Origin of the sequence: Stenotrophomonas sp. FR010 (assembly GCF_047520755.2) — a bacterium.
Lineage (GTDB): Bacteria > Pseudomonadota > Gammaproteobacteria > Xanthomonadales > Xanthomonadaceae > Stenotrophomonas > Stenotrophomonas sepilia.
The window spans coordinates 1-17,442 of sequence record NZ_JAXBQT020000008.1 but is presented as its reverse complement, the minus strand read 5'-3'; the positions used below and the strand labels follow the sequence as shown (position 1 = coordinate 17,442).

The 17,442-nt window shown below is 68.1% G+C and carries 16 protein-coding genes; 8 read left to right on the top strand and 8 right to left on the bottom strand.

Annotated elements, in window-relative coordinates; translation table 11 throughout:
* The first annotated feature begins 21 nt into the window (after positions 1-21).
* From ACM0PK_RS09135 to ACM0PK_RS09115, 5 genes are all read left to right on the top strand, one after another.
* The gene (locus tag ACM0PK_RS09135) at positions 22-957 is read left to right on the top strand and encodes a type II secretion system F family protein (protein ID WP_069138312.1); all 936 of its coding nucleotides are present in this window, start codon (positions 22-24) and stop codon (positions 955-957) included.
* Positions 957-1,847 carry a tetratricopeptide repeat protein gene (locus ACM0PK_RS09130; protein ID WP_414607687.1) on the top strand — a complete coding sequence of 297 codons (891 nt, stop codon included), beginning with the start codon at positions 957-959 and terminating at the stop codon, positions 1,845-1,847. Before ACM0PK_RS09135 ends, ACM0PK_RS09130 begins: the two co-directional genes overlap by 1 nt.
* Positions 1,844-2,317, top strand: a complete 474-nt coding sequence (locus ACM0PK_RS09125; RefSeq protein ID WP_414607686.1) for a DUF3613 domain-containing protein — start codon at positions 1,844-1,846, stop codon at positions 2,315-2,317. The genes ACM0PK_RS09130 and ACM0PK_RS09125 overlap by 4 nt, the downstream gene beginning before the upstream one ends.
* 8 nt (positions 2,318-2,325) lie before the next feature.
* Positions 2,326-4,476: a TadG family pilus assembly protein gene (locus ACM0PK_RS09120; RefSeq protein ID WP_414607685.1), complete on the top strand. Its 2,151-nt coding sequence runs from the start codon at positions 2,326-2,328 to the stop codon at positions 4,474-4,476.
* 99 nt (positions 4,477-4,575) lie between these two features.
* A complete protein-coding gene (locus ACM0PK_RS09115) occupies positions 4,576-5,280 on the top strand; it encodes a DUF2968 domain-containing protein (protein ID WP_032954256.1) in 705 nt (234 codons plus the stop codon).
* Between the two features lie 75 nt (positions 5,281-5,355).
* On the opposite strand, the gene ACM0PK_RS09110 is transcribed toward ACM0PK_RS09115, so the two are convergent.
* Entirely contained in the window at positions 5,356-5,742 is a 387-nt protein-coding gene (locus ACM0PK_RS09110) for a hypothetical protein (protein WP_111200619.1), read from the bottom strand.
* A gap of 186 nt (positions 5,743-5,928) precedes the next feature.
* Between ACM0PK_RS09110 and ACM0PK_RS09105 the strand changes: the two genes are divergently transcribed.
* Positions 5,929-6,753, top strand: a complete 825-nt coding sequence (locus ACM0PK_RS09105) for an alpha/beta fold hydrolase (RefSeq protein ID WP_065196126.1) — start codon at positions 5,929-5,931, stop codon at positions 6,751-6,753.
* Between the two features lie 102 nt (positions 6,754-6,855).
* Here ACM0PK_RS09105 and ACM0PK_RS09100 read toward each other — a convergent pair whose 3' ends face one another.
* The 7 genes from ACM0PK_RS09100 to ACM0PK_RS09070 all read right to left on the bottom strand — a co-directional run bounded on the left by ACM0PK_RS09100 (position 6,856) and on the right by ACM0PK_RS09070 (position 13,635).
* Positions 6,856-8,505 (bottom strand): MFS transporter, encoded by a 1,650-nt coding sequence (locus ACM0PK_RS09100; protein ID WP_414607684.1) that lies wholly within the window; start codon positions 8,503-8,505, stop codon positions 6,856-6,858.
* A complete protein-coding gene (locus ACM0PK_RS09095) occupies positions 8,499-9,782 on the bottom strand; it encodes an alginate export family protein (protein WP_072167490.1) in 1,284 nt (427 codons plus the stop codon). The genes ACM0PK_RS09100 and ACM0PK_RS09095 overlap by 7 nt, the downstream gene beginning before the upstream one ends.
* The gene (locus ACM0PK_RS09090) at positions 9,761-11,608 is read right to left on the bottom strand and encodes an amidohydrolase (protein ID WP_181452493.1); all 1,848 of its coding nucleotides are present in this window, start codon (positions 11,606-11,608) and stop codon (positions 9,761-9,763) included. Before ACM0PK_RS09090 ends, ACM0PK_RS09095 begins: the two co-directional genes overlap by 22 nt.
* Before the next feature lie 119 nt (positions 11,609-11,727).
* Complete coding sequence (locus tag ACM0PK_RS09085; RefSeq protein ID WP_005417004.1) at positions 11,728-12,153, bottom strand: DoxX family protein; 426 nt, start codon at positions 12,151-12,153, stop codon at positions 11,728-11,730.
* 2 nt (positions 12,154-12,155) lie between these two features.
* Positions 12,156-12,812, bottom strand: a complete 657-nt coding sequence (locus ACM0PK_RS09080) for a hydrolase (protein ID WP_005417006.1) — start codon at positions 12,810-12,812, stop codon at positions 12,156-12,158.
* Complete coding sequence (locus ACM0PK_RS09075) at positions 12,809-13,252, bottom strand: helix-turn-helix transcriptional regulator (protein WP_072167487.1); 444 nt, start codon at positions 13,250-13,252, stop codon at positions 12,809-12,811. Before ACM0PK_RS09075 ends, ACM0PK_RS09080 begins: the two co-directional genes overlap by 4 nt.
* A gap of 50 nt (positions 13,253-13,302) precedes the next feature.
* The gene (locus ACM0PK_RS09070) at positions 13,303-13,635 is read right to left on the bottom strand and encodes a hypothetical protein (protein ID WP_414607683.1); all 333 of its coding nucleotides are present in this window, start codon (positions 13,633-13,635) and stop codon (positions 13,303-13,305) included.
* Between the two features lie 96 nt (positions 13,636-13,731).
* Between ACM0PK_RS09070 and ACM0PK_RS09065 the strand changes: the two genes are divergently transcribed.
* Together ACM0PK_RS09065 and ACM0PK_RS09060 are read left to right on the top strand one after the other, a co-directional pair.
* Positions 13,732-16,761: a sensor histidine kinase gene (locus tag ACM0PK_RS09065; RefSeq protein ID WP_414607682.1), complete on the top strand. Its 3,030-nt coding sequence runs from the start codon at positions 13,732-13,734 to the stop codon at positions 16,759-16,761.
* Positions 16,754-17,407, top strand: coding sequence for a response regulator (locus ACM0PK_RS09060; RefSeq protein ID WP_414607681.1), 654 nt, complete (start codon positions 16,754-16,756; stop codon positions 17,405-17,407). Before ACM0PK_RS09065 ends, ACM0PK_RS09060 begins: the two co-directional genes overlap by 8 nt.
* Positions 17,408-17,442 lie beyond the last annotated feature (35 nt).

The window sequence follows — 17,442 nt, the reverse complement described above, 5'->3', positions numbered from 1 at the left end:
CAGCCGCCCCGGAGGTGCCCGATGAGCGCCAGCGCCTGGTTCGCCCTTTCGCTGCTGGTGCTGGCAGCCGGCGTCGCCCTGCTCGGTATCGCCGGCTGGGTGCGCAGCCATCGCGAGCACCGCACCTCAGCCACACTGAAAACCGCCCTTCAGCCGCGTGAAGAAGGCCGCGACACCGAGGCCACGCGCCGCGACTCACTGGGCTGGATCGAGCGCTTCGGGCGCTCGCTCAGTGGCGGCCGCCTGGAGGCCGCACTGCTTGCCAACGAAGACAAGCTGCTGTTGGACCTGGCTGGCTGGAACACGCGCCGCGGCACCGCGATCTATCTCGGCCTGCGCCTGCTGCTTGCCCTGTTGGTGCTGGCGCTGGCGCTGGCGTTCAGCAGCGCGCACGGGCTTGCCAAGGTGATGGTGGTGATCGGTGCGCTGGCGGCCGGGCTGCTGCTGCCGAAGTTCGTGCTGTCGTCGTGGGTCAAGCGCCGCCGCCGTGCGGTCGAGAACGAGCTGCCCCTGCTGATCGACCTGCTGCGCCTGCTGCAGGGCGTGGGCTTCAGCATGGACCAGAGCCTGCAGACGCTGGGCGACAAGCTGCGCGATGCATTGCCGGTACTCGGCGGCGAACTGCAGGAAGCCAATGTGGCCTATACCCATGGCCGCACGCGCGCGCAGTCATTGCGGCGGCTGAGCGAGGTCTACGCCGATGATGACCTGGCCAGCCTGATGCAGTTGATCCTGCAGGTGCATGCGCACGGCGGCGCAGTGCAGGAGCCGTTGCGCCAGTTCAGCCTCCGCCTGCGCGAACAGCGCCGCAACGCGTTGAAGGAAAAGGTCGGCAAGCTCTCGGTGAAGATGACCGTGGTGATGATGCTGACCCTGTTGCCGGCACTGATGCTGGTGCTTGCCGGCCCGGCGCTGGTCGCGCTGGCCACCACCCTGTCCAAGATGGGATCTCCCTGATGCCTGCCCTGCACACCTCCTGCCTGCTGCTTGCCGTCACCCTCGCCGCCCTGGCCAGTGGCTGCGCCTCGACCACGCCGAAGTATGTGCGGGCGCCCAGCCTTGCGCCGCCGGAACCCGATCCGCAGGACAGCCGCAACGCCTATCTGGAGCTGATCGAACGCATGCAGCAGCAGGGCGCCTGGTATGCCTCGCTGGCCCATGTGGAGGCCTTCCGCCAGCGCTATGGTGATCGTCCTGCCCTGCGCCTGCTGCAGGCCGACGCACTGCGTGAGACCGGCCAGACCGACGCGGCGGTCGCGCTGTATCGCGAGCTGTCCAGCGGGCCGCAGGCCGCCGCTGCGGCACATGGCCTGGGCCTGATCGCCGCACGCCGCGACGACGATGCCGGCAGCGAACAGGCCCTGGCGCGCGCTACGCAGCTGCAGCCCTTGAACACCGACTACCTGGGCGACCTGGGCTATGCACGGCTGCGTGCCGGCCGGTTCGATCAGGCCCGCGAGCCGCTGGCCAAGGCCCTGGAGCTTTCACCGGGCAACGCCAAGGCAACGGCCAACCTTGCACTCTGGGCAGTACTGCGCGGCGACCAGGCCACGGCGGAGCGGCTATCGGCACAGGCCAGCCTCAACGAGGAAACGCGCCGAAGCATCCAGCAGCAGGCCCAGCAGATCCGGACGCGCCTGCAGCAACGACAGGCCGCTGCTGCCGCCAACGCAGCCACACCTGCACATACGGCCAGCGTCGAGAGTGGCGCTCGTGCATCGGGCGGCGCACGGCTGGCGGGCGAACCCCACCGCGACCCGCGCGACCAACGCGATCCGCAGCGCCTGCCACCCTCGATGCTGGAACGCTTCAGCGCCACCGATCACCCGACCGGAAGCACACCATGACCACGATGCGCCAGATCCGACGCCTGTTGCCCGTGCTGTGCTGCCTGCTTGTTGCCGGTGCCGTGCAGGCGCAGCAACAGCCATTGACCGGACAGATGCTCGGTGGCCCCTCGCCGTCGCCAGCGGGCACGGCGTCGATGCAGGCCGAGCCGCTTCCCAGCGTGGGCATGGCCCCCCCCACCGCATCCGCCGGGGGGACCACGGCGCAAGCGTCGACCATCGCAACCGATGTCGCACCTCTTTCAGCACCGCCCGCCGCACCGCGTGCACGCCTGCAGAGCGGCGAGGCGACCCGCAATCTGTTCCGCCTGCAGGCCTCCGGGCAGCAGGCCGGCCAGCGGCTGCCGATCCTGGGTGACCAGGCCACGCTGAGCTATGCGCGTTACCTGAAGAGCTTTGAACACGAGATCCCGGACTTCTTTGAGACCGATGTCTCCCGGTCCAAGGACGCCTCCTCCTCCGGACGCTGAGGTCGGCCATGAAACGCCCACGCCAGTTCAGTTTCAGCCGCGCACGCGGCGGCATGTCGGTCACGATGATGCTGGTCATGCTGGCGCTGTTGGCCATGCTGGGCCTGATCGAGATCGGCTATCTGTTCTGGGCCAAGCGTGATGCGCAGAAGGTGGCCGACCTTGCCGCACTGGCCGGCGCACAGCGGCTGGAGCTGTGCAGCCCGGACAACAGCGACAACAGCGCTGCCCGGCAGAATGCGGTGGCCCAGAACGGGTTCGCAGGCACCCTGCAGATCCGCTGCGGCAACTGGAGCGCCAGCCGTGGCACCGGCACCCGCTTCGTCACCAGCGTCGATGCCAGCAATCCCCGCAATGCCGTTCAGGTGATCGCCGAGCGCAGCGTGCTGCCCTTCTTCGGGCAGACTTCCGGCCTGCCCACCGTGAGCGTGCAGGCCGTGGCGCGCCGTGCCGAACCCACCGCGGTTTTTGCGGTCGGCTCGCAGCTGCTAAGGACCAATGGCGATTCAGTGCTGCTGTCCACCCTGCGCCTGGTTGGCCTGGACGTCACCAATGCCACGGTGCTGTCCTATGACGGCCTGGCGCAGGCCAACGTGACTCCGTCCGGCCTGCTGAAAGCGCTCAACATACCGGTAAGCGCCAACCTCAGCGTGGCCGACTTCAATCGCCTGCTGTCGGTCAACAAGATTTCGCTGGCACAGCTGGTCGATGCTACCGCCACCGTGGTCGGCCGTGACTCCGCAGTGGGGGTGCAGCTGCGCGCCCTGTCCGATCTGGTTGCCACCCAGCTGGACATCAACAAGCTCAACATCGTGCTTGGCAGCCAGTCCGGCGGCGGTGGCCTATTTGCCGAAGTTGTCTCGCCCGACGGCACGGTCGGCAGCGCACTGGAGTCACAGATCAACGTGCTCAACCTGATCAACACCGCGATCTCCATCGCCAACGATGGCAACGGCGTGGCGGTCAAGGGACTGGACCTGCTGGGCATCAGGATCCAGGCCGGCGTGGTCGAGCCGCCATCGATCGCCATCGGCGGCGTCGGCAGCCGTGCCTACAACGCGCAGGTGCGGCTGATGGCGGACGTGGACAGCAACAACCTGTTCGCGCTGGGGCCGCTGCTGAACCTGCTTGGCACGCGCCTGCACCTGCCGTTGCACGTCGACGTGGCCAACGGTATGGGCACCTTGACCGGCATCCAGTGCGGCGGCAGTCCACCCAAGGCCACGATCCAGGTGGACTCGTCGGTGCTGCGCGCCTGCGTCGGCAATGTCGACCCCGCACAGCGCTTCTCCAAGGCCAATGTCTGCGATGCCACGCTGCAGGACGAACAGCTGCTGAAGCTGCTGGGCCAACCATTGATCAACGACAGGATTACCCTGCCCGCCCTGACCAGCACGCAGACCCTGACCCTGGCCGCCGGCGAGACCGGCTCGACCCGGTTCAATCCGCTCGCAATTGGTGACGCAGTGTCGAGCCTGGTCAACGAACTGCTACGGGTGCTGTCGGGCATGCTCAATTCGCCCAAGCAGGGCATGAACGCCAACGACACCGCCAAGGCGCTGGCCGATCGCTACCTGCAGGCGGCCTTTCCGACTGGCGGACGCTACAACGTCGACCAGGTCATCCCGCTGCTGCGCGATGGCGATCCGGCGCGCAATCTCGCCCCGCTGGGCAACTGGACGGTGAAGAATGGCGTCCCCAAGCCTTGCCTGCTGGGCCTGACCACCTGCTGGGAAGACGGTTCGGTGTGGACCGGTTACAGGACGACCGTCACCGGCCAGGGCCTGGGCCTGCTCGATGGCCTGCTTGGCTCGCTGGTCGGCGGCCTGCTGATCAACCGCTGCGACAGCCTGCTCGGCAACCTGATCGATTACAACGGCTGCGTGCGCAACAATCTGGCGTCCTACATCCAGACCGCACCGGCCGGCTTTCTCGATGGTGCCGGGGGAACGGGTGTCACCAACCCCGATGGCAGCGTCAGCTGCAGCGGACTGCTGTGCACCCTGCTGAAGCCGATCCTGGCCGCACTGCGGCCGGTGCTCAACAGTATTGGCACCCTGCTGACCAACCTGCTGGCCAGCGTGCTGGGCGTTGAACTGGGCCGGACCGACGTCAATGTGCAGTCGATCCAGTGCAGCGCCGCACAGCTGGTCTACTGACCGGTGACGGGCGCCCTTGGCGGCGCCCACACCCATGCTAGACTCCCGGCGGGGAACCACCTTCATCTCAACCCACACTCATCCGTGGATGGTCTAGACATGCGAGAAACTTCAGGGGGCGCGGTCTTTGCCCGGCACGCGCGCAGCGCGGCAGTGCTGGCCGTGGTCATGATGCTGGTGGCACCGGCAGCGATGGCTGCACGTGGCGACCGCGAGGCGGCAGCCGAACCGGCGCGCAGCGCGCCTGTGGTGCGCAATACCGTGGACGAACTCAAGCAGTTGATGGACTCGCGCCAGCTGACCGAGCTGCGCACCACTTACAACGGCAACTACGGCGCCAGCCTGCTGTTCAATGCCAACACCCTGACCTACTACGTCGCCCTGTTCCAGGAGAAGAACTTCTGGCGGGTGATCAAGACCGATGCGGTGGACAACGCCGAGCGCGTCTACCGCACCTTCGCGCAGCAGTCCGAACAGCTGGCCCAGGTCTACATCGACACCACCCGTCTTGAAGCCGGCAAGCGCTACACCGAGCGCCTGGTGGCCTACAACGAAGAACGCCTGCGCACCCTGCAGCAGGAAATGGAACAGCAGCAGGCGCAGTCGGCACAGGTCAGCGCGGCCCTGCAGCAGGCCCAGCAGCAGGCCGTGAGCCTCAGCACCGACGTGCAGAGCACCAACAGCCAGCTGGACGCCCTGCAGCGCCGCATCCAGATCCTGCAGGCCGAACAGGGCAACCCGGAGTTGAGCCTGCCCAAGCCGGACAGTGTGCCCGCACCGGCCGCCGCAAGCGACGGTCGCTGAGAGCTGCACTCACGGTACTCACGCGACGGCGCCCTATGGCGCCGTTGTCGTTTTCGGCACTTCAGCGTCCCCGCGTCACTGGCAGGCGCCGTAGACCGCGTCATCCAGCTGCCGGCGCTGCACGAAATCCAGGCGCCGACGCTTGAGCAACGCCTGCTCGCGATCACGCCGGGCACGCTCGCAGGCCGCTGCATCCGTCCTGATCGTGATCAGCGCACCGTGCGCCCGCGCCGCACGCCGTGGCCGGGGCGATGGCTTCGGTGTCGAGGCCGCTGGCGCCACAGCGCCGCGGGACAATGACTGCTCCGCGGGCACGTCCCAGCGCCATGCGGCACGCCCCTGGCAGGGTGTCTGCTGGTAGACCGGGTGCGGTCCATCCACGCACTTGTAGACATGGGTCTGTGCCGGCGCTGCCATGGGCAGCAGCAGGCACAGCATCAGCGACCATCGCATGGCGGGCATCCGTGCGTTCCTGTGGCGGGCTGCGCTCATCCTCGGCATACGGCTCCCGTCCTGCCAGAGCGATACGCGTCACATCCGATGCAATCCAGCACAGCCGTGCAAGTCGGTCGCCTGCGCCTGCGCTGTACTGCCGAAGGCACCGGCATCCTGCCGAAGCCTTCCCTCCCTTCCGCCAAGGAACCTGCAATGAGCAACTTCGTCACCGTCGCCGATGGCGCCCGCATCTTCTACAAGGATTGGGGCACCGGCCAGCCGATCGTGTTCGCCCACGGTTGGCCGCTGTCTTCCGATGCCTGGGATCCGCAGATGCTGTTCATGGGCCAGAACGGCTTCCGCGTGGTCGCCCACGATCGCCGCAGCCACGGACGCTCCAGCCAGACCTGGAACGGCAACAACATGGACACCTATGCCGATGACCTGGCCGCGGTGATCGAAGCGCTGGACCTGAAGGACGCGATCCTGGTCGGCCATTCCACCGGCGGCGGTGAAGTGGCCCATTACATCGGCCGCCACGGCAGCGCGCGCGTGGCCAAGGTGGTGCTGGTCGGCGCCGTGCCGCCGCTGATGCTGAAGACCGCTGGCAACCCCGCCGGCACCCCGCTGGAGGTCTTCGACGGCATCCGCAAGGGTACCGGCGGCGACCGTTCGCAGTTCTTCAAAGACCTGACCACCCCGTTCTTCGGCGCCAACCGGGATGGCAACAACGTCACCCAGGGCATGCGCGATGCGTTCTGGCTGCAGGGCATGCTCGGTGGCGTCAAGGGCCAGTACGACTGCGTGCACGAATTCTCGGAAGTGGACTACACCGAGGACCTGAAGAAGATCGACGTGCCGGCGCTGGTCGTGCACGGCGATGACGACCAGATCGTGCCGTTCGATGCCTCGGCCAAGCTGTCCTCGCAGATCATCAAGGATGCCGAACTGAAGGTGTACGCCGGTGCGCCGCATGGCCTGACCATCACCCACGCCGACCAGTTCAACGCCGACCTGCTGGCGTTCGCACGCAAGTGAGGTATCGCGGCGGCGCTACCCAGCGCCGCCGCAAAAAAGGGGACGGAGGGGATTAAGTCGTTTGTGCACAAACGACTTAATCCCCTCCGTCCCCTTTTTGTGTCAGATATCGCTGTGATGGTGTGGTACCCCGGTCTTCGGCAGCGGATCATGGCCACCCACGAAGTGGCGTACCACCGGTGCGCGCTCACCGCGATGCAGTTCCCGCAGCACTTCCTGGATCGCCTTGTCGTCGGCGGTGATGCGCTCATGCTGGCGCAGGTGCTCCAGCCACGACGGGGTCACGAAATACTCCAGGTGGATGCCCGGGCTGGCCACGTCCTCGACCACGCCCCAGACCACGGCGCCATCGCGGCGGCGGATCGTGCCCAGCGCGCGCATCTGCGCCTGGAACGTGGCACGATCAGCATCATCGATGCGGTACTCGATGGTGACCAGCACCGGGCCTCGATCATTCGACACCGGCACCGACAGCTCGGGTGCCGGCCAGTGCCCGGCCGGGCGCAGGTTCAGGTCTTCGGTGCCGGCGATGCGCACGCGCCACACCAGCAACCCACCGATCACCGCACCGGCCGCTGCCACCAGCAATGCCAGTTCGGGCGAGGTGCGCTGAGCGAGCGCGCCCCAGCTCAGGCCGCCGGCGGCCATGCCGGCAGAGAACACCATGATGTACAGCGCCAGCGCACGCGCACGTACCCATGCCGGAACCGCAGTCTGCGCAGCGATCTGCAGCGACGACAGCACGGTGATCCACGCAAAACCATTGACCAGCATCACCGCCGGAAGCACGTACCAGCTGCGGGTCAGCGCCAGCCCGACCAGGCTCAGGGCCAGCGACAACGTCGCCAGCAGCACCAGCAGGTCGCGATCCATCCGTGCGCGCAGCTTCGGCAGCAGCAACGCACCACCCACTGCGCCGATGCCGATGCAGCCCAGCAGCATGCCGTACTGCCCCGCCCCACCCTGCATCTGCCCACGCACTACCACCGGCAACAGCGCGTTCATTGCCGCGGCGAAGAAGAAGAAGCCGACCGACTTGATCAGCACCGCCTGCAGCCGTCCGGCACGGCTGGCGTAGCGCAGGCCCGCTTTCAATCCGGCACCGAAGCCTTCCGGCGGCAAGCTCGACTGCTTTGGGTCGCGCTTCCAGCCCCACACCACGAACAGCATCGCCGCGAAGGTGATGGCATTGAAGCCGAACGCCCAGACCGCACCCAGCTGGGCGACGATCACGCCGCCGATGGCCGGGCCGATCGAACGGGCGATATTGATGCCGATCGAGTTCAGCGCCACCGCCGAGGCCAGCATCGGCTGTGGCACCAGTTCGGAGACGATGGCGGCCTGCGCGGGCATTGCCATCGCCGCACCGCAGCCCATGCAGAAGGTCAGCAGCACCAGCAACTGCGGGGTCAGCAGGTCCATCGCGGTCAACGCAGCCATCGCTGCGGCCACCAGCAGCATCCAGCCCTGGGTCGCCAACAGGTACTTCCGATGATCGACAATGTCGGCCAGGGTGCCGGCAGCGAGCGCCAGCAGCACGATCGGCACCGTGGTGGCCGACTGCACCAGGGCCACCATCAGCGGCGAACCGGTGCGCTCGGCCATCACCCAGGCGGCGGCCACATCATTGACCCAGGTGCCGATGTTGCTGGCCAGGATTGCCAGCCAGATCGAACGGAACATCTGGATCTTCAGCGGGGACCAGGCACCTGCGTCCTGTACGGGGGGTTGCGACGCGGTTGCGTTCACCATTGCCATGCTCCAACGATCGAGGCGAACAGCGTGTCCTGGCCTCCAGCCTGCTTCAGTGCAGGACCGGCGTCGACCCAGGCCAGCTGCAGCTGCCATTGCCAGTGTTCGCTGGCCTGCCAGCGGGTTTCGGATTTGTACTGGGTGCCGATGCGGCGCGCGCCACCGGCGCTGCCCGGCAACGCCACCAGCGGCGCCGGCGTGGTGTAGACCGCATCGGCACGACGATGCTTCCAGGCCATCTGTACGCCCAGTTCCGTCGTCACCGCATCGTGCAGGCGCAGGGCCAGGGTCGGCTGCAGGTCCATCAGATTGGCCGGGGCCAGCAGGCTGGCCTCGCTGAAGTAGGCCGATTTCGGGAACAGTGCATTGAAGGTGCCCAATCGCCGGTCGTGCAGGTTGCCATCGCCACTGGCGACGTCGGCCTTCAGGCCCACGCGCGGTTGCAGCGGCACATCCCTCCAGCGCCAGCCGGTGTCGGTCGCCAGCGTCCATGCACGGATGTCGAGGGTGCCGGTGGCGGCACGCAGCTCACCGCCCTGCGCCACCAGCTCGCTGTTCCAGTCCAGTGCACCAACCTGGCCGAACCAGCGTGCACCGAGGGTCTGCCGGCGCTCGGTTCCGGAGCCCGCCGCAAAGCGCGCACCGTCGCGGCGGTAGTCCAGCAGGTACAGATCCCACTGTCCCACGCCCTGCCCGCGTGCCGCGGTGGCATAGGCACCCCACAGGTGCGCACCGTGTTCGCTGCGATCATCAAAGGCACCCGGCCGGTTCTCGACCGGCCGCAGGGCCATCAGGTCAAGCGTGCCGAGCCGCCCCTTCCAGCCCAGGCGCGCACCGTCGAAGGCCAGGCGGATGTTCGGCCCATCGCGCACCGACAACAGCCGCGAGCTGCCATAGCCGGCTTCCTGCCGGCCGAGCTGCACATGGAAGCCACCGCGCTGCCAGCGCCAGTACGCCTGCTGCACGTCCAAGGCACCACGGTCGGTGCGGCCCGGGCCGCCTGCCTTGCCATTCTCGGCATGCACGCCCAGCTGCAGTTTTGCCTGCCAGGTGTCCTCCACATAGGTGGCCGAAGCCAGTGCACGTAGCAGGCCATAGCCATCTTCGCCGCCGCCGATACCGAACCGGGTCGGGTCGTAGTACAGGCCACGCAGGCGCAGCGATGCGTCCAGCTGCAGCTCGCCGTTGCCCGCGTCGCTGCAGCGGCCGCCTTCGCAGGCCAGCGCCAGCGAGGGCACGGACAGCAGCGCCAGGCTCAGAACGCGAAGCACGAGCATCCCATCGCGCCCCAGAAGGCGGTCAGGTCATCGGTGGGCGCCGCATGCTGCGCGGCATGCCCGTGAGCACCATGCGTACTGCAGGCCACACCGTGATGGTGGCGATGGGCAGCTGCCAACCCGGTGGCAGCACCGCCGACATGGTAACCACCGAACCGGTTGACCGGCGACCAGTCCGGCATCGCCGGCGGCAGCTGCGGCGCCAGCCCAGCATAATCGCCGTCGGCGTGCACGATGCGCCCGCCGACCACGGTCAGCATGCTGGTGATGTCGGCGATCTGCGCGTCGTCGACGCGGAAGAAATCGGCCGAGAGCAGAATGAAGTCGGCCAGCTGACCAACCTTCAATGTCCCCTTCACTGCTTCGTCGCCGGAGAACCAGGCGCTGCCCTGGGTCCACAGGCGCAGCGCCTGCTCGCGTTCGAGCAGGTTTTCCTCGCCATACAGGGCCAACCCGCCCACGGTGCGCCCGGTCACCAGCCAGGACAACGCCACCCACGGGTTGTAGCTGGCCACGCGAGTGGCGTCGGTGCCTGCGCCCACCGGCACGCCCTCGGCCAACATGCGCCTGACCGGCGGCGTGTGCCGTGCCGCCTGCACGCCGTAGCGCTCGACGAAGGCCTCGCCCTGGTAAGCCATGCGGTGCTGCACGGCGATACCCCCACCCAGCGCGCGGATGCGCTCGATATTGCGCGGAGTGATGGTCTCGGCGTGGTCGATGAACCAGTGCAGGCCATCGAACGGCACCTCCCGGTTGACCTGTTCGTATACATCCAGGATGCGGGTGATGCTCTCGTCGTAGGTGGCATGGATGCGGAACGGCCAGCGCTTCTCGACCAGCAGCTTCACCACGTCGTGCAGTTCGGGCTCCAGCTCCGGCGGCAGTTCCGGGCGCGGCTCGTTGAACAGTTCGAAGTCGGCGGCAGAGAACACCAGCATCTCGCCCGCGCCGTTGTGGCGCAGCAGGTCATCGCCCTGGCGCGGCTGCAGGATCTCGCTCCAGCCACGGAAGTCATCCACTTCCCTGCCCTTGTTCTGGGTGAACAGGTTGTAGGCGATGCGCACCGTCAGCTGATCATCGCGATGCAGCTGCTCGATGACCTGGTAGTCCTCGGGGTAGTTCTGGAAGCCACCGCCGGCGTCGATCACCGAAGTGATGCCAAGCCGGTTCAGTTCGCGCATGAAATGGCGCGTCGAGTTGGCCTGGTATTCGATCGGCAGGCGCGGGCCCTTGGCCAGCGTGGCGTACAGGATCAGCGCATTGGGCTTGGCCAGCAGCAGCCCGGTCGGGTTGCCCAGCGAATCGCGCACGATCTGGCCACCCGGCGGATCCGGTGTGTCCTTGCTGTAGCCGCAGGCGCGCAGCGCGGCGCGGTTGAGCAGTGCGCGGTCATACAGGTGCAGCAGGAACACCGGCGTATCCGGTGCGATGTCGTTGAGCTCCTGCAGCGTCGGCAGGCGCTTCTCGTTGAACTGCGCGGCGGTGAAGCCACCGACCACGCGGACCCACTGCGGCGCGGGAGTACGGTCTACCTGGGCCTTCAGCATGTCCAGGGCGTCGCCCAGCGAACGCAGGCCGTCCCAGCGCAGCTCCAGGTTGTAGTTCAGGCCACCACGGATCAGGTGGGTGTGGCTGTCGTTGAGGCCGGGCAGCAGGCGCCGGCCCTGGGCGTCGATCAAGGTCGCTTCATTGCCCCAGCCGCGCATGATCTCCTCGTCGCTGCCGACGGCGACGATGCGGCCTTCCTGTACAGCCAGCGCCTGCGCATGCGGCTGCTGCGGGTCGAGGGTGGTAATGCGGGCATTGCGGATGACCAGCGTGCTCATGCGACGCTCCTTGGAAGTGGAATCGATTGCGGCACCGGCGCGACCTGCCAGGCCGAGCGCAACAGCGGCGCCGCTGGCCAGCACCACGTTGCGGCGGCCGTGATCGAGGGGATCGTGACTCATGCGAATTCTCCCGGAAAGCGTTGGCCGTCCAGCGCCCAGGCGCCGGGACCGGCCAGCGCGAGGGCCAGCAGCACCGTGGTCCACATCAACGGGTACTCACTGCCGCCGCGCATCCAGAACCAGCCCTTGGGCAGGGCCAACAGCACGGTGAAGCCGATGAAGGCAGCCGCTGCAAGCGCAGCGATGCGAGTCTGCCACCCCAGCAGCACGGCCAGCCCGGACAACACCTGCAGCAAGGCCAACAGCAATGGCAACGGTGCCACTGCCGGCAGCCCGAAACCGCGCAGCTCGGTGGCGAAGCCGGAAAGCCCCGGCCCCCCGAACCAGCCGAACAGCTTGCCCAGCGCGTGCGGCAGCAGGAAGCCTCCTGCCGCCACGCGCAGCATCAGCAGGGCCAGGTCGAGGCCATGGCCGGCAACCATGCTCAGTGCCCGCCTTCCTGCGCACCGAACATCCGCTTGGCGTACTGGATGCCGATGCCGTAGCCGCCGGCGTGGTCGCGCGCAATGCCGGTGGTCAGGTCGTAGGTTTCACCCCGTGCCCAGTCGCGCTGCAGTTCGAGCAGGTACTGCACGCTGGTCATCGGCACCGCGCCGGCCTGCACCATGCGGGTGATCGCACGCTCGTGCGCTTCCTCGCTGACATCGCCACAGGCATCGGTGATCACATACACCTCAAAGCCCTGCGCCAGCGCCGACAGTGCCGGGCCGACGATGCAGACGCTGGTCCACAGGCCGGCGATGACCAGACGGCGCTTGCCGATGCGGTTGATCTCATCGATCACAGGCTGGTCTTCCCAGGTGTTCATCGAGGTGCGATCGAACACCGTCTGGCCAGGGAAGATCTGCGGCAGTTCCGGGAACATCGGGCCGGAGAACGATGCTTCGGCGACTGTGGTCAGCACGACCGGTACATTGAAGCCCTTGGCGCCCTTGCCGATCAGCGACACGTTGTTGCGCAGCGCGGAGATGTCGATGGTGTGGGTGGCGAACGCCATCTGCGACTGGAAGTCGATAAGCACCAGGGCGTGGTCGGTCGGCGACAGCAGCGCCGGGGCGGGAGTGGCGGTGGCAAGGCTCATGGGTGGACTCCGTTGGAAACACGATCAAGGGGATGCAACAGGGCGGCATCGCCGGCAACGTACTGGCCGGGGCTGCAGCCGGTCTCCGCGCGGAAGCTGCGGACGAAATGGCTCTGGTCGAAGAAGCCCAGCTGCTGGGCCAGGCAGGCCATCGGCAGCTGCGCGCCCGGCAGCAGCTCGCGCGCGCGCTCGATGCGACGGCGGCGGACATAGCGCAGCGGGCTGGCGCCGGTACCGGCGCGGAACAGGCGTACCAGATGGAAGCGGCTGACGCAGGCGGCCGCCGCCAGCTCGGTCACCCGCAGCGGCTGCGACAGATGCTCATCGACATAGCGCAGGGCGCGCTGCAACGCGGCGGCCTGTTGCGGTGCCAGTGAAGCGGCGGGCGGATCAGGCGGGAAGAGGGTGGCCATGCGGGACGCCGCGAAGGGGTGCCCCATGGTGCGTGACCCCTGCGTGATGCCCTACCCCCGTCGGTCGAGGCCAGCACCTACCCGAATGGGGGAGGCCGACGGCCGAGCAGGCGGCGCCCGAACAACCGCGCATCCAATGAATAGGCGCCAGGCCCCAGCAGCAACAGCGCCAATGGCAGCGCCGCCTGCGGCCACGGCGCCTGCTGCGCGAACATGCCCACGGCCGCCATCAGCGCCGCCAGCGGCGTCAACGCACCCAGCACGAGCATCGGCACTGCCAGCAGGCACAACGCCGACCACCCGCCCGCCTGCATGCCGGGCATCAACAGCGCAGCGGACAGGCACAACCGCAACCACAGCAGGCCGATGCCCGGACCGCGGTCGGGGAACATCACGAACAGGCGCTGCATGGCGGGGCTCCGGAGGGCATGCCGGCGTGATAACGGACGCCGACGCACGCCGCCTACCCCGTTCGGGTCACCCCGGACTGCCCCACACCTGCCAGAATGCGCGCCATGCGTGGCCGCCCCTTCCCGTCCGTGCGTCGCCTGCCGACGCTGCTGACGTGCCTGCTGCTGTTGACCTCCCTGCCCGCCTTTGCCGTGCAGCGCCCGCCGGTGAGCGGCGGGCTGCCCGATTACGAGCACACTGCCTGGCGTGTCGGCCAGGGCGCGCCAGGCGATATCTGGGACATTGCCCAGGACCGCGAAGGCCTGTTGTGGCTGGCTACCGGCTCGGGCCTGTACCGCTTCGATGGCCGTCGCTTCGAACGGCAGGCAGCGCCCGCCGGCAGCCAGTTCCCATCCACCAACATGGTCACGCTGGCGCATGCCACCCGCGGTGCGCTGTGGATCGGCTACTTCCAGGCCGGCATCAGCCAGCTCGCCCATGGGCAGCTGCGCAGCTACGGCCGCGAGCAGGGGGTGCCGGTCGGCGTGGTCCCACGCTTCAGCCAGGATCGCCAGGGGCAGCTCTGGGCGGCGATCAATGGCGGGCTGCGCCGCTTTGACGGACACCGCTGGCAGCCACTGCCGGCCGCTGCCGGCCTGCCCGAGCGCCGAGTGCAGTGGGTGCTGCACGACAGCCGGGACAGGTTCTGGGTGCTGGCCGACCTGAAGATCTGGATGCGTGCCGCCGGCCAGACCGCGTTCGAGGACACCGGCATCGCGGTCTCGCAGATGGCGACGCTGGCCGAAAGCCCGCAGGGTGAAGTGTGGCTGGCCGACCGGGTGCGCGGCACCTCGCCGCTGGCCAACGCGCAGGGTCTGCTGGCGGCCGGCGAACGTGAGGCGCGGCGGTTGCCGGAACTGGTTGCTGCGCGCCTGAAGTTCACTGCCGATGGCGCGCTGTGGGCCACGATGAGCCCGCACGGCGGCGTCGCCCGCATCACCTTCGACGGCACCCGGGCCGTGCGCATGGAACGCTTCGATTCGCCGCAAGGACTGACCGCCACATCGGCAGTGCCGATCATCGTCGATCGCGAAGGCAATCTCTGGGTCGGCACCAATCTCGGCCTCAACCGCTTCCGCGCACGCAGCGTGCACGCCCTGGTGGTCGGCCCGAGCGATCCCTACCGCTCGCTGGTACGGGCCAGCGATGGGCGCGTGTATGGCTATGGCGAAGACCTCAAGCCCTACGACCTGCGGCGCCCCCTGCTGGATGGCAGCGCCACGCAGCTGCAGGCCGCCGCGCGCCAGGCACCCACGTCGATCTGGCAGTTCGACTGGGTCAACCTCGCGCGCACGGTCGCCGGCCGCACCACATTGATCCCGCTGCCGGCGCCGTTCACCGGGCAGCCGCTGCATGCCCTGTTGTTCCCCGATGACGGACAGGCCTGGGTCTGCGCCGGAGAACGCGGGGTGCTGCACTACCAGCATGACCAGTGGCAACGTGAAATCCGCCTGCCAGAGCAGGCCTGCTCATCGCTGGCGCTGGATGCCGATGGCCAGCTGCTGCTCGGCTATGCCGATGGCCGCCTGCGCCGCCTGGGTGCAAATGGCACCGAGAGCTTCGGCGCCGGGGACGGCCTGTCGGTAGGGCCGATCACTGCGATGCTGCACCACCGGGACCTTCTGCTGGTCGCCGGCGAAGCGGGGCTGGCGGCACGGCTGGGCAACGGCCGGTTCGTTCCGGTGCGCACCGACATGGCCGGCGTACTGGAAGGCATCACCGGCATGGTCGCCGATGCCAATGGACACCTGTGGCTCAACGGCAGCCGTGGCCTTGTACGGATGGAAAGCGGGTTGCTGCGCCGTGCCCTGCGCTCCGGCCTGCCAGTGACGCCACGCCTGTTCGATGCCATCGACGGCATGCCCGGCATCGCCCTGCAGAGCGGACCGATCTCCACCGCCGCCCTGGCCGACGACGGCCTGCTGTGGCTGGCCACCAACCAGGGCCTGGCCTGGCTGGACACCACCCGCTCGCACGTCAATACGATGGCTCCCAGCGTGCGTATCGGCGAGGTGCTGTATGGCAGCGAGCACGCGCCGCTACGCGATGGCCTGCGCCTCCCGGCAGGCACCAGCCAGCTGCAGATCGATTACGTGGCGCTGTCGTTGGCACGTCCGGAGCGCAACCGATACCGCTACCGCCTGTCGGGCGTGGATGATGGTTGGCAGGACGCGGGCAGCAGCACACGTGCGTATTACACCAACCTCGCGCCCGGCGGCTACCGGTTCGAGGTGGAAGCAGCCAACGAGGACGGCATCTGGAGCACCGCACCGGCCAGCCGCAGCTTCCGCATCGCTCCCACCTTCGTGCAGACCGTGTGGTTCAAGCTGCTGTGCACCGCCGCCGTGCTTGCACTGCTGGTGCTGGCGGTGCGCATCCGCAGCGGGCAGCTGGCCGCACTGTTCCGCGCCCGACTGCAGGAACGCAATGGCGAGCGCGAACGCATCGCGCGCGACCTGCACGACACCCTGCTGCAGGGTAGCCAGGGCCTGATCCTGCGCCTGCACGCGATCAGCCAGTCAGCGCAGACACCGGAGCCTGTGCGCAGTCAGCTTGAGTCAGCGATGCAGCTGGCCGAGCGCAACCTGGCCGAGGGTCGCGAGCGGGTCAATGCGCTGCGCGAGGCGCCGTTCGCGGGCCGCGACCTCGCTTCGGCGCTGGCCGACGTGCACGCCGAATACGCCGGGCATGGCATCAATCCCCTGCGCCTGACCGTGGAAGGCGCGACGCCACCGCTGCAGGCCGACGCGGCCGAAGAGGTGTTCCTGATCGGGCGCGAGGCCATCCGCAATGCGTTGCGCCATGCCAATGCCAGTGCCATTGAAGTGGAACTGTCCTATGGCACGCGTTGTTTCCTGCTGCACGTGCGCGACGACGGCGCCGGCATTGCCGACGAGAACGCCGGCCATGGCCATTGGGGCCTGCAGGGCATGCGTGAGCGCGCCCAGCGCCTCGGCGCGGAACTGCAGCTGTGGACCCGCCCCGGGCTGGGCACCGAGATCGCGCTGGCGGTTCCCGCCCGTCGCCTGTATCACCGCCGCCCATCGCGTTGGCGCTGGCCCTGGAGTAGAACGAGCCATGACTGAATCCCCTGCCCCGATCGGCGTGCTGGTGGTCGACGACCACCCGCTGCTGCGTGATGGACTGGCGGCACTGCTGGGCGCTCATGCCGACCTGCGCCTGCTCGGCGAGGCCGCCGATGGCGAGGAAGCCATCGCACGCTACCAGCAGCTGCAGCCCGACGTCTTGCTGATGGACCTGCAGATGCCCCGCCTGGATGGTGTGGAAGCCATCGTGCGGATCCGCGCGCTGGACCCACGCGCGCGCATCATCGTGCTGACCACTTACCGCGGTGACGTACGTGCGGTGCGGGCGCTGCAGGCCGGCGCCAGCGCGTACCTGCTGAAGGACATGCTGCGCCATGAACTGGTCGACACCATCCGCATGGTCGCCGGCGGCCGGCGCGCACCGATTCCCCCGGCGGTGGCAGCCAGCATCGCCGCGCACGTGGTGGAAGATCGCTTGTCGCCGCGCGAGACCGAGGTACTGCGGCACGTGGCCGGAGGGCTGTCGAACAAGCGCATCGGCGAGCGCATGCAGATTTCCGAGCAGACGGTGAAGGCGCACATGAAAAGCCTGATGGACAAGCTCGGCGTGGGTGATCGCACGCATGCGGTAACCCAGGCGCTGCGGCGCGGCATCATCAGCCTGGACGACAGCGGTCACGATTAGGGGGGGGCGGCAGGGCTTGCAGCCCTGCACCCGCG

Bases quoted from the DNA above. Each gene is read 5' to 3' on its own strand.
- ACM0PK_RS09135 (WP_069138312.1), top strand. From the start codon at position 22: ATGAGCGCCAGCGCCTGGTTCGCCCTTTCGCTGCTGGTGCTGGCAGCC.
- ACM0PK_RS09130 (WP_414607687.1), top strand. From the start codon at position 957: ATGCCTGCCCTGCACACCTCCTGCCTGCTGCTTGCCGTCACCCTCGCC.
- ACM0PK_RS09125 (WP_414607686.1), top strand. From the start codon at position 1,844: ATGACCACGATGCGCCAGATCCGACGCCTGTTGCCCGTGCTGTGCTGC.
- ACM0PK_RS09120 (WP_414607685.1), top strand. From the start codon at position 2,326: ATGAAACGCCCACGCCAGTTCAGTTTCAGCCGCGCACGCGGCGGCATG.
- ACM0PK_RS09115 (WP_032954256.1), top strand. From the start codon at position 4,576: ATGCGAGAAACTTCAGGGGGCGCGGTCTTTGCCCGGCACGCGCGCAGC.
- ACM0PK_RS09110 (WP_111200619.1), bottom strand. From the start codon at position 5,742: ATGCCCGCCATGCGATGGTCGCTGATGCTGTGCCTGCTGCTGCCCATG.
- ACM0PK_RS09105 (WP_065196126.1), top strand. From the start codon at position 5,929: ATGAGCAACTTCGTCACCGTCGCCGATGGCGCCCGCATCTTCTACAAG.
- ACM0PK_RS09100 (WP_414607684.1), bottom strand. From the start codon at position 8,505: ATGGTGAACGCAACCGCGTCGCAACCCCCCGTACAGGACGCAGGTGCC.
- ACM0PK_RS09095 (WP_072167490.1), bottom strand. From the start codon at position 9,782: ATGCTCGTGCTTCGCGTTCTGAGCCTGGCGCTGCTGTCCGTGCCCTCG.
- ACM0PK_RS09090 (WP_181452493.1), bottom strand. From the start codon at position 11,608: ATGAGCACGCTGGTCATCCGCAATGCCCGCATTACCACCCTCGACCCG.
- ACM0PK_RS09085 (WP_005417004.1), bottom strand. From the start codon at position 12,153: ATGGTTGCCGGCCATGGCCTCGACCTGGCCCTGCTGATGCTGCGCGTG.
- ACM0PK_RS09080 (WP_005417006.1), bottom strand. From the start codon at position 12,812: ATGAGCCTTGCCACCGCCACTCCCGCCCCGGCGCTGCTGTCGCCGACC.
- ACM0PK_RS09075 (WP_072167487.1), bottom strand. From the start codon at position 13,252: ATGGGGCACCCCTTCGCGGCGTCCCGCATGGCCACCCTCTTCCCGCCT.
- ACM0PK_RS09070 (WP_414607683.1), bottom strand. From the start codon at position 13,635: ATGCAGCGCCTGTTCGTGATGTTCCCCGACCGCGGTCCGGGCATCGGC.
- ACM0PK_RS09065 (WP_414607682.1), top strand. From the start codon at position 13,732: ATGCGCGCCATGCGTGGCCGCCCCTTCCCGTCCGTGCGTCGCCTGCCG.
- ACM0PK_RS09060 (WP_414607681.1), top strand. From the start codon at position 16,754: ATGACTGAATCCCCTGCCCCGATCGGCGTGCTGGTGGTCGACGACCAC.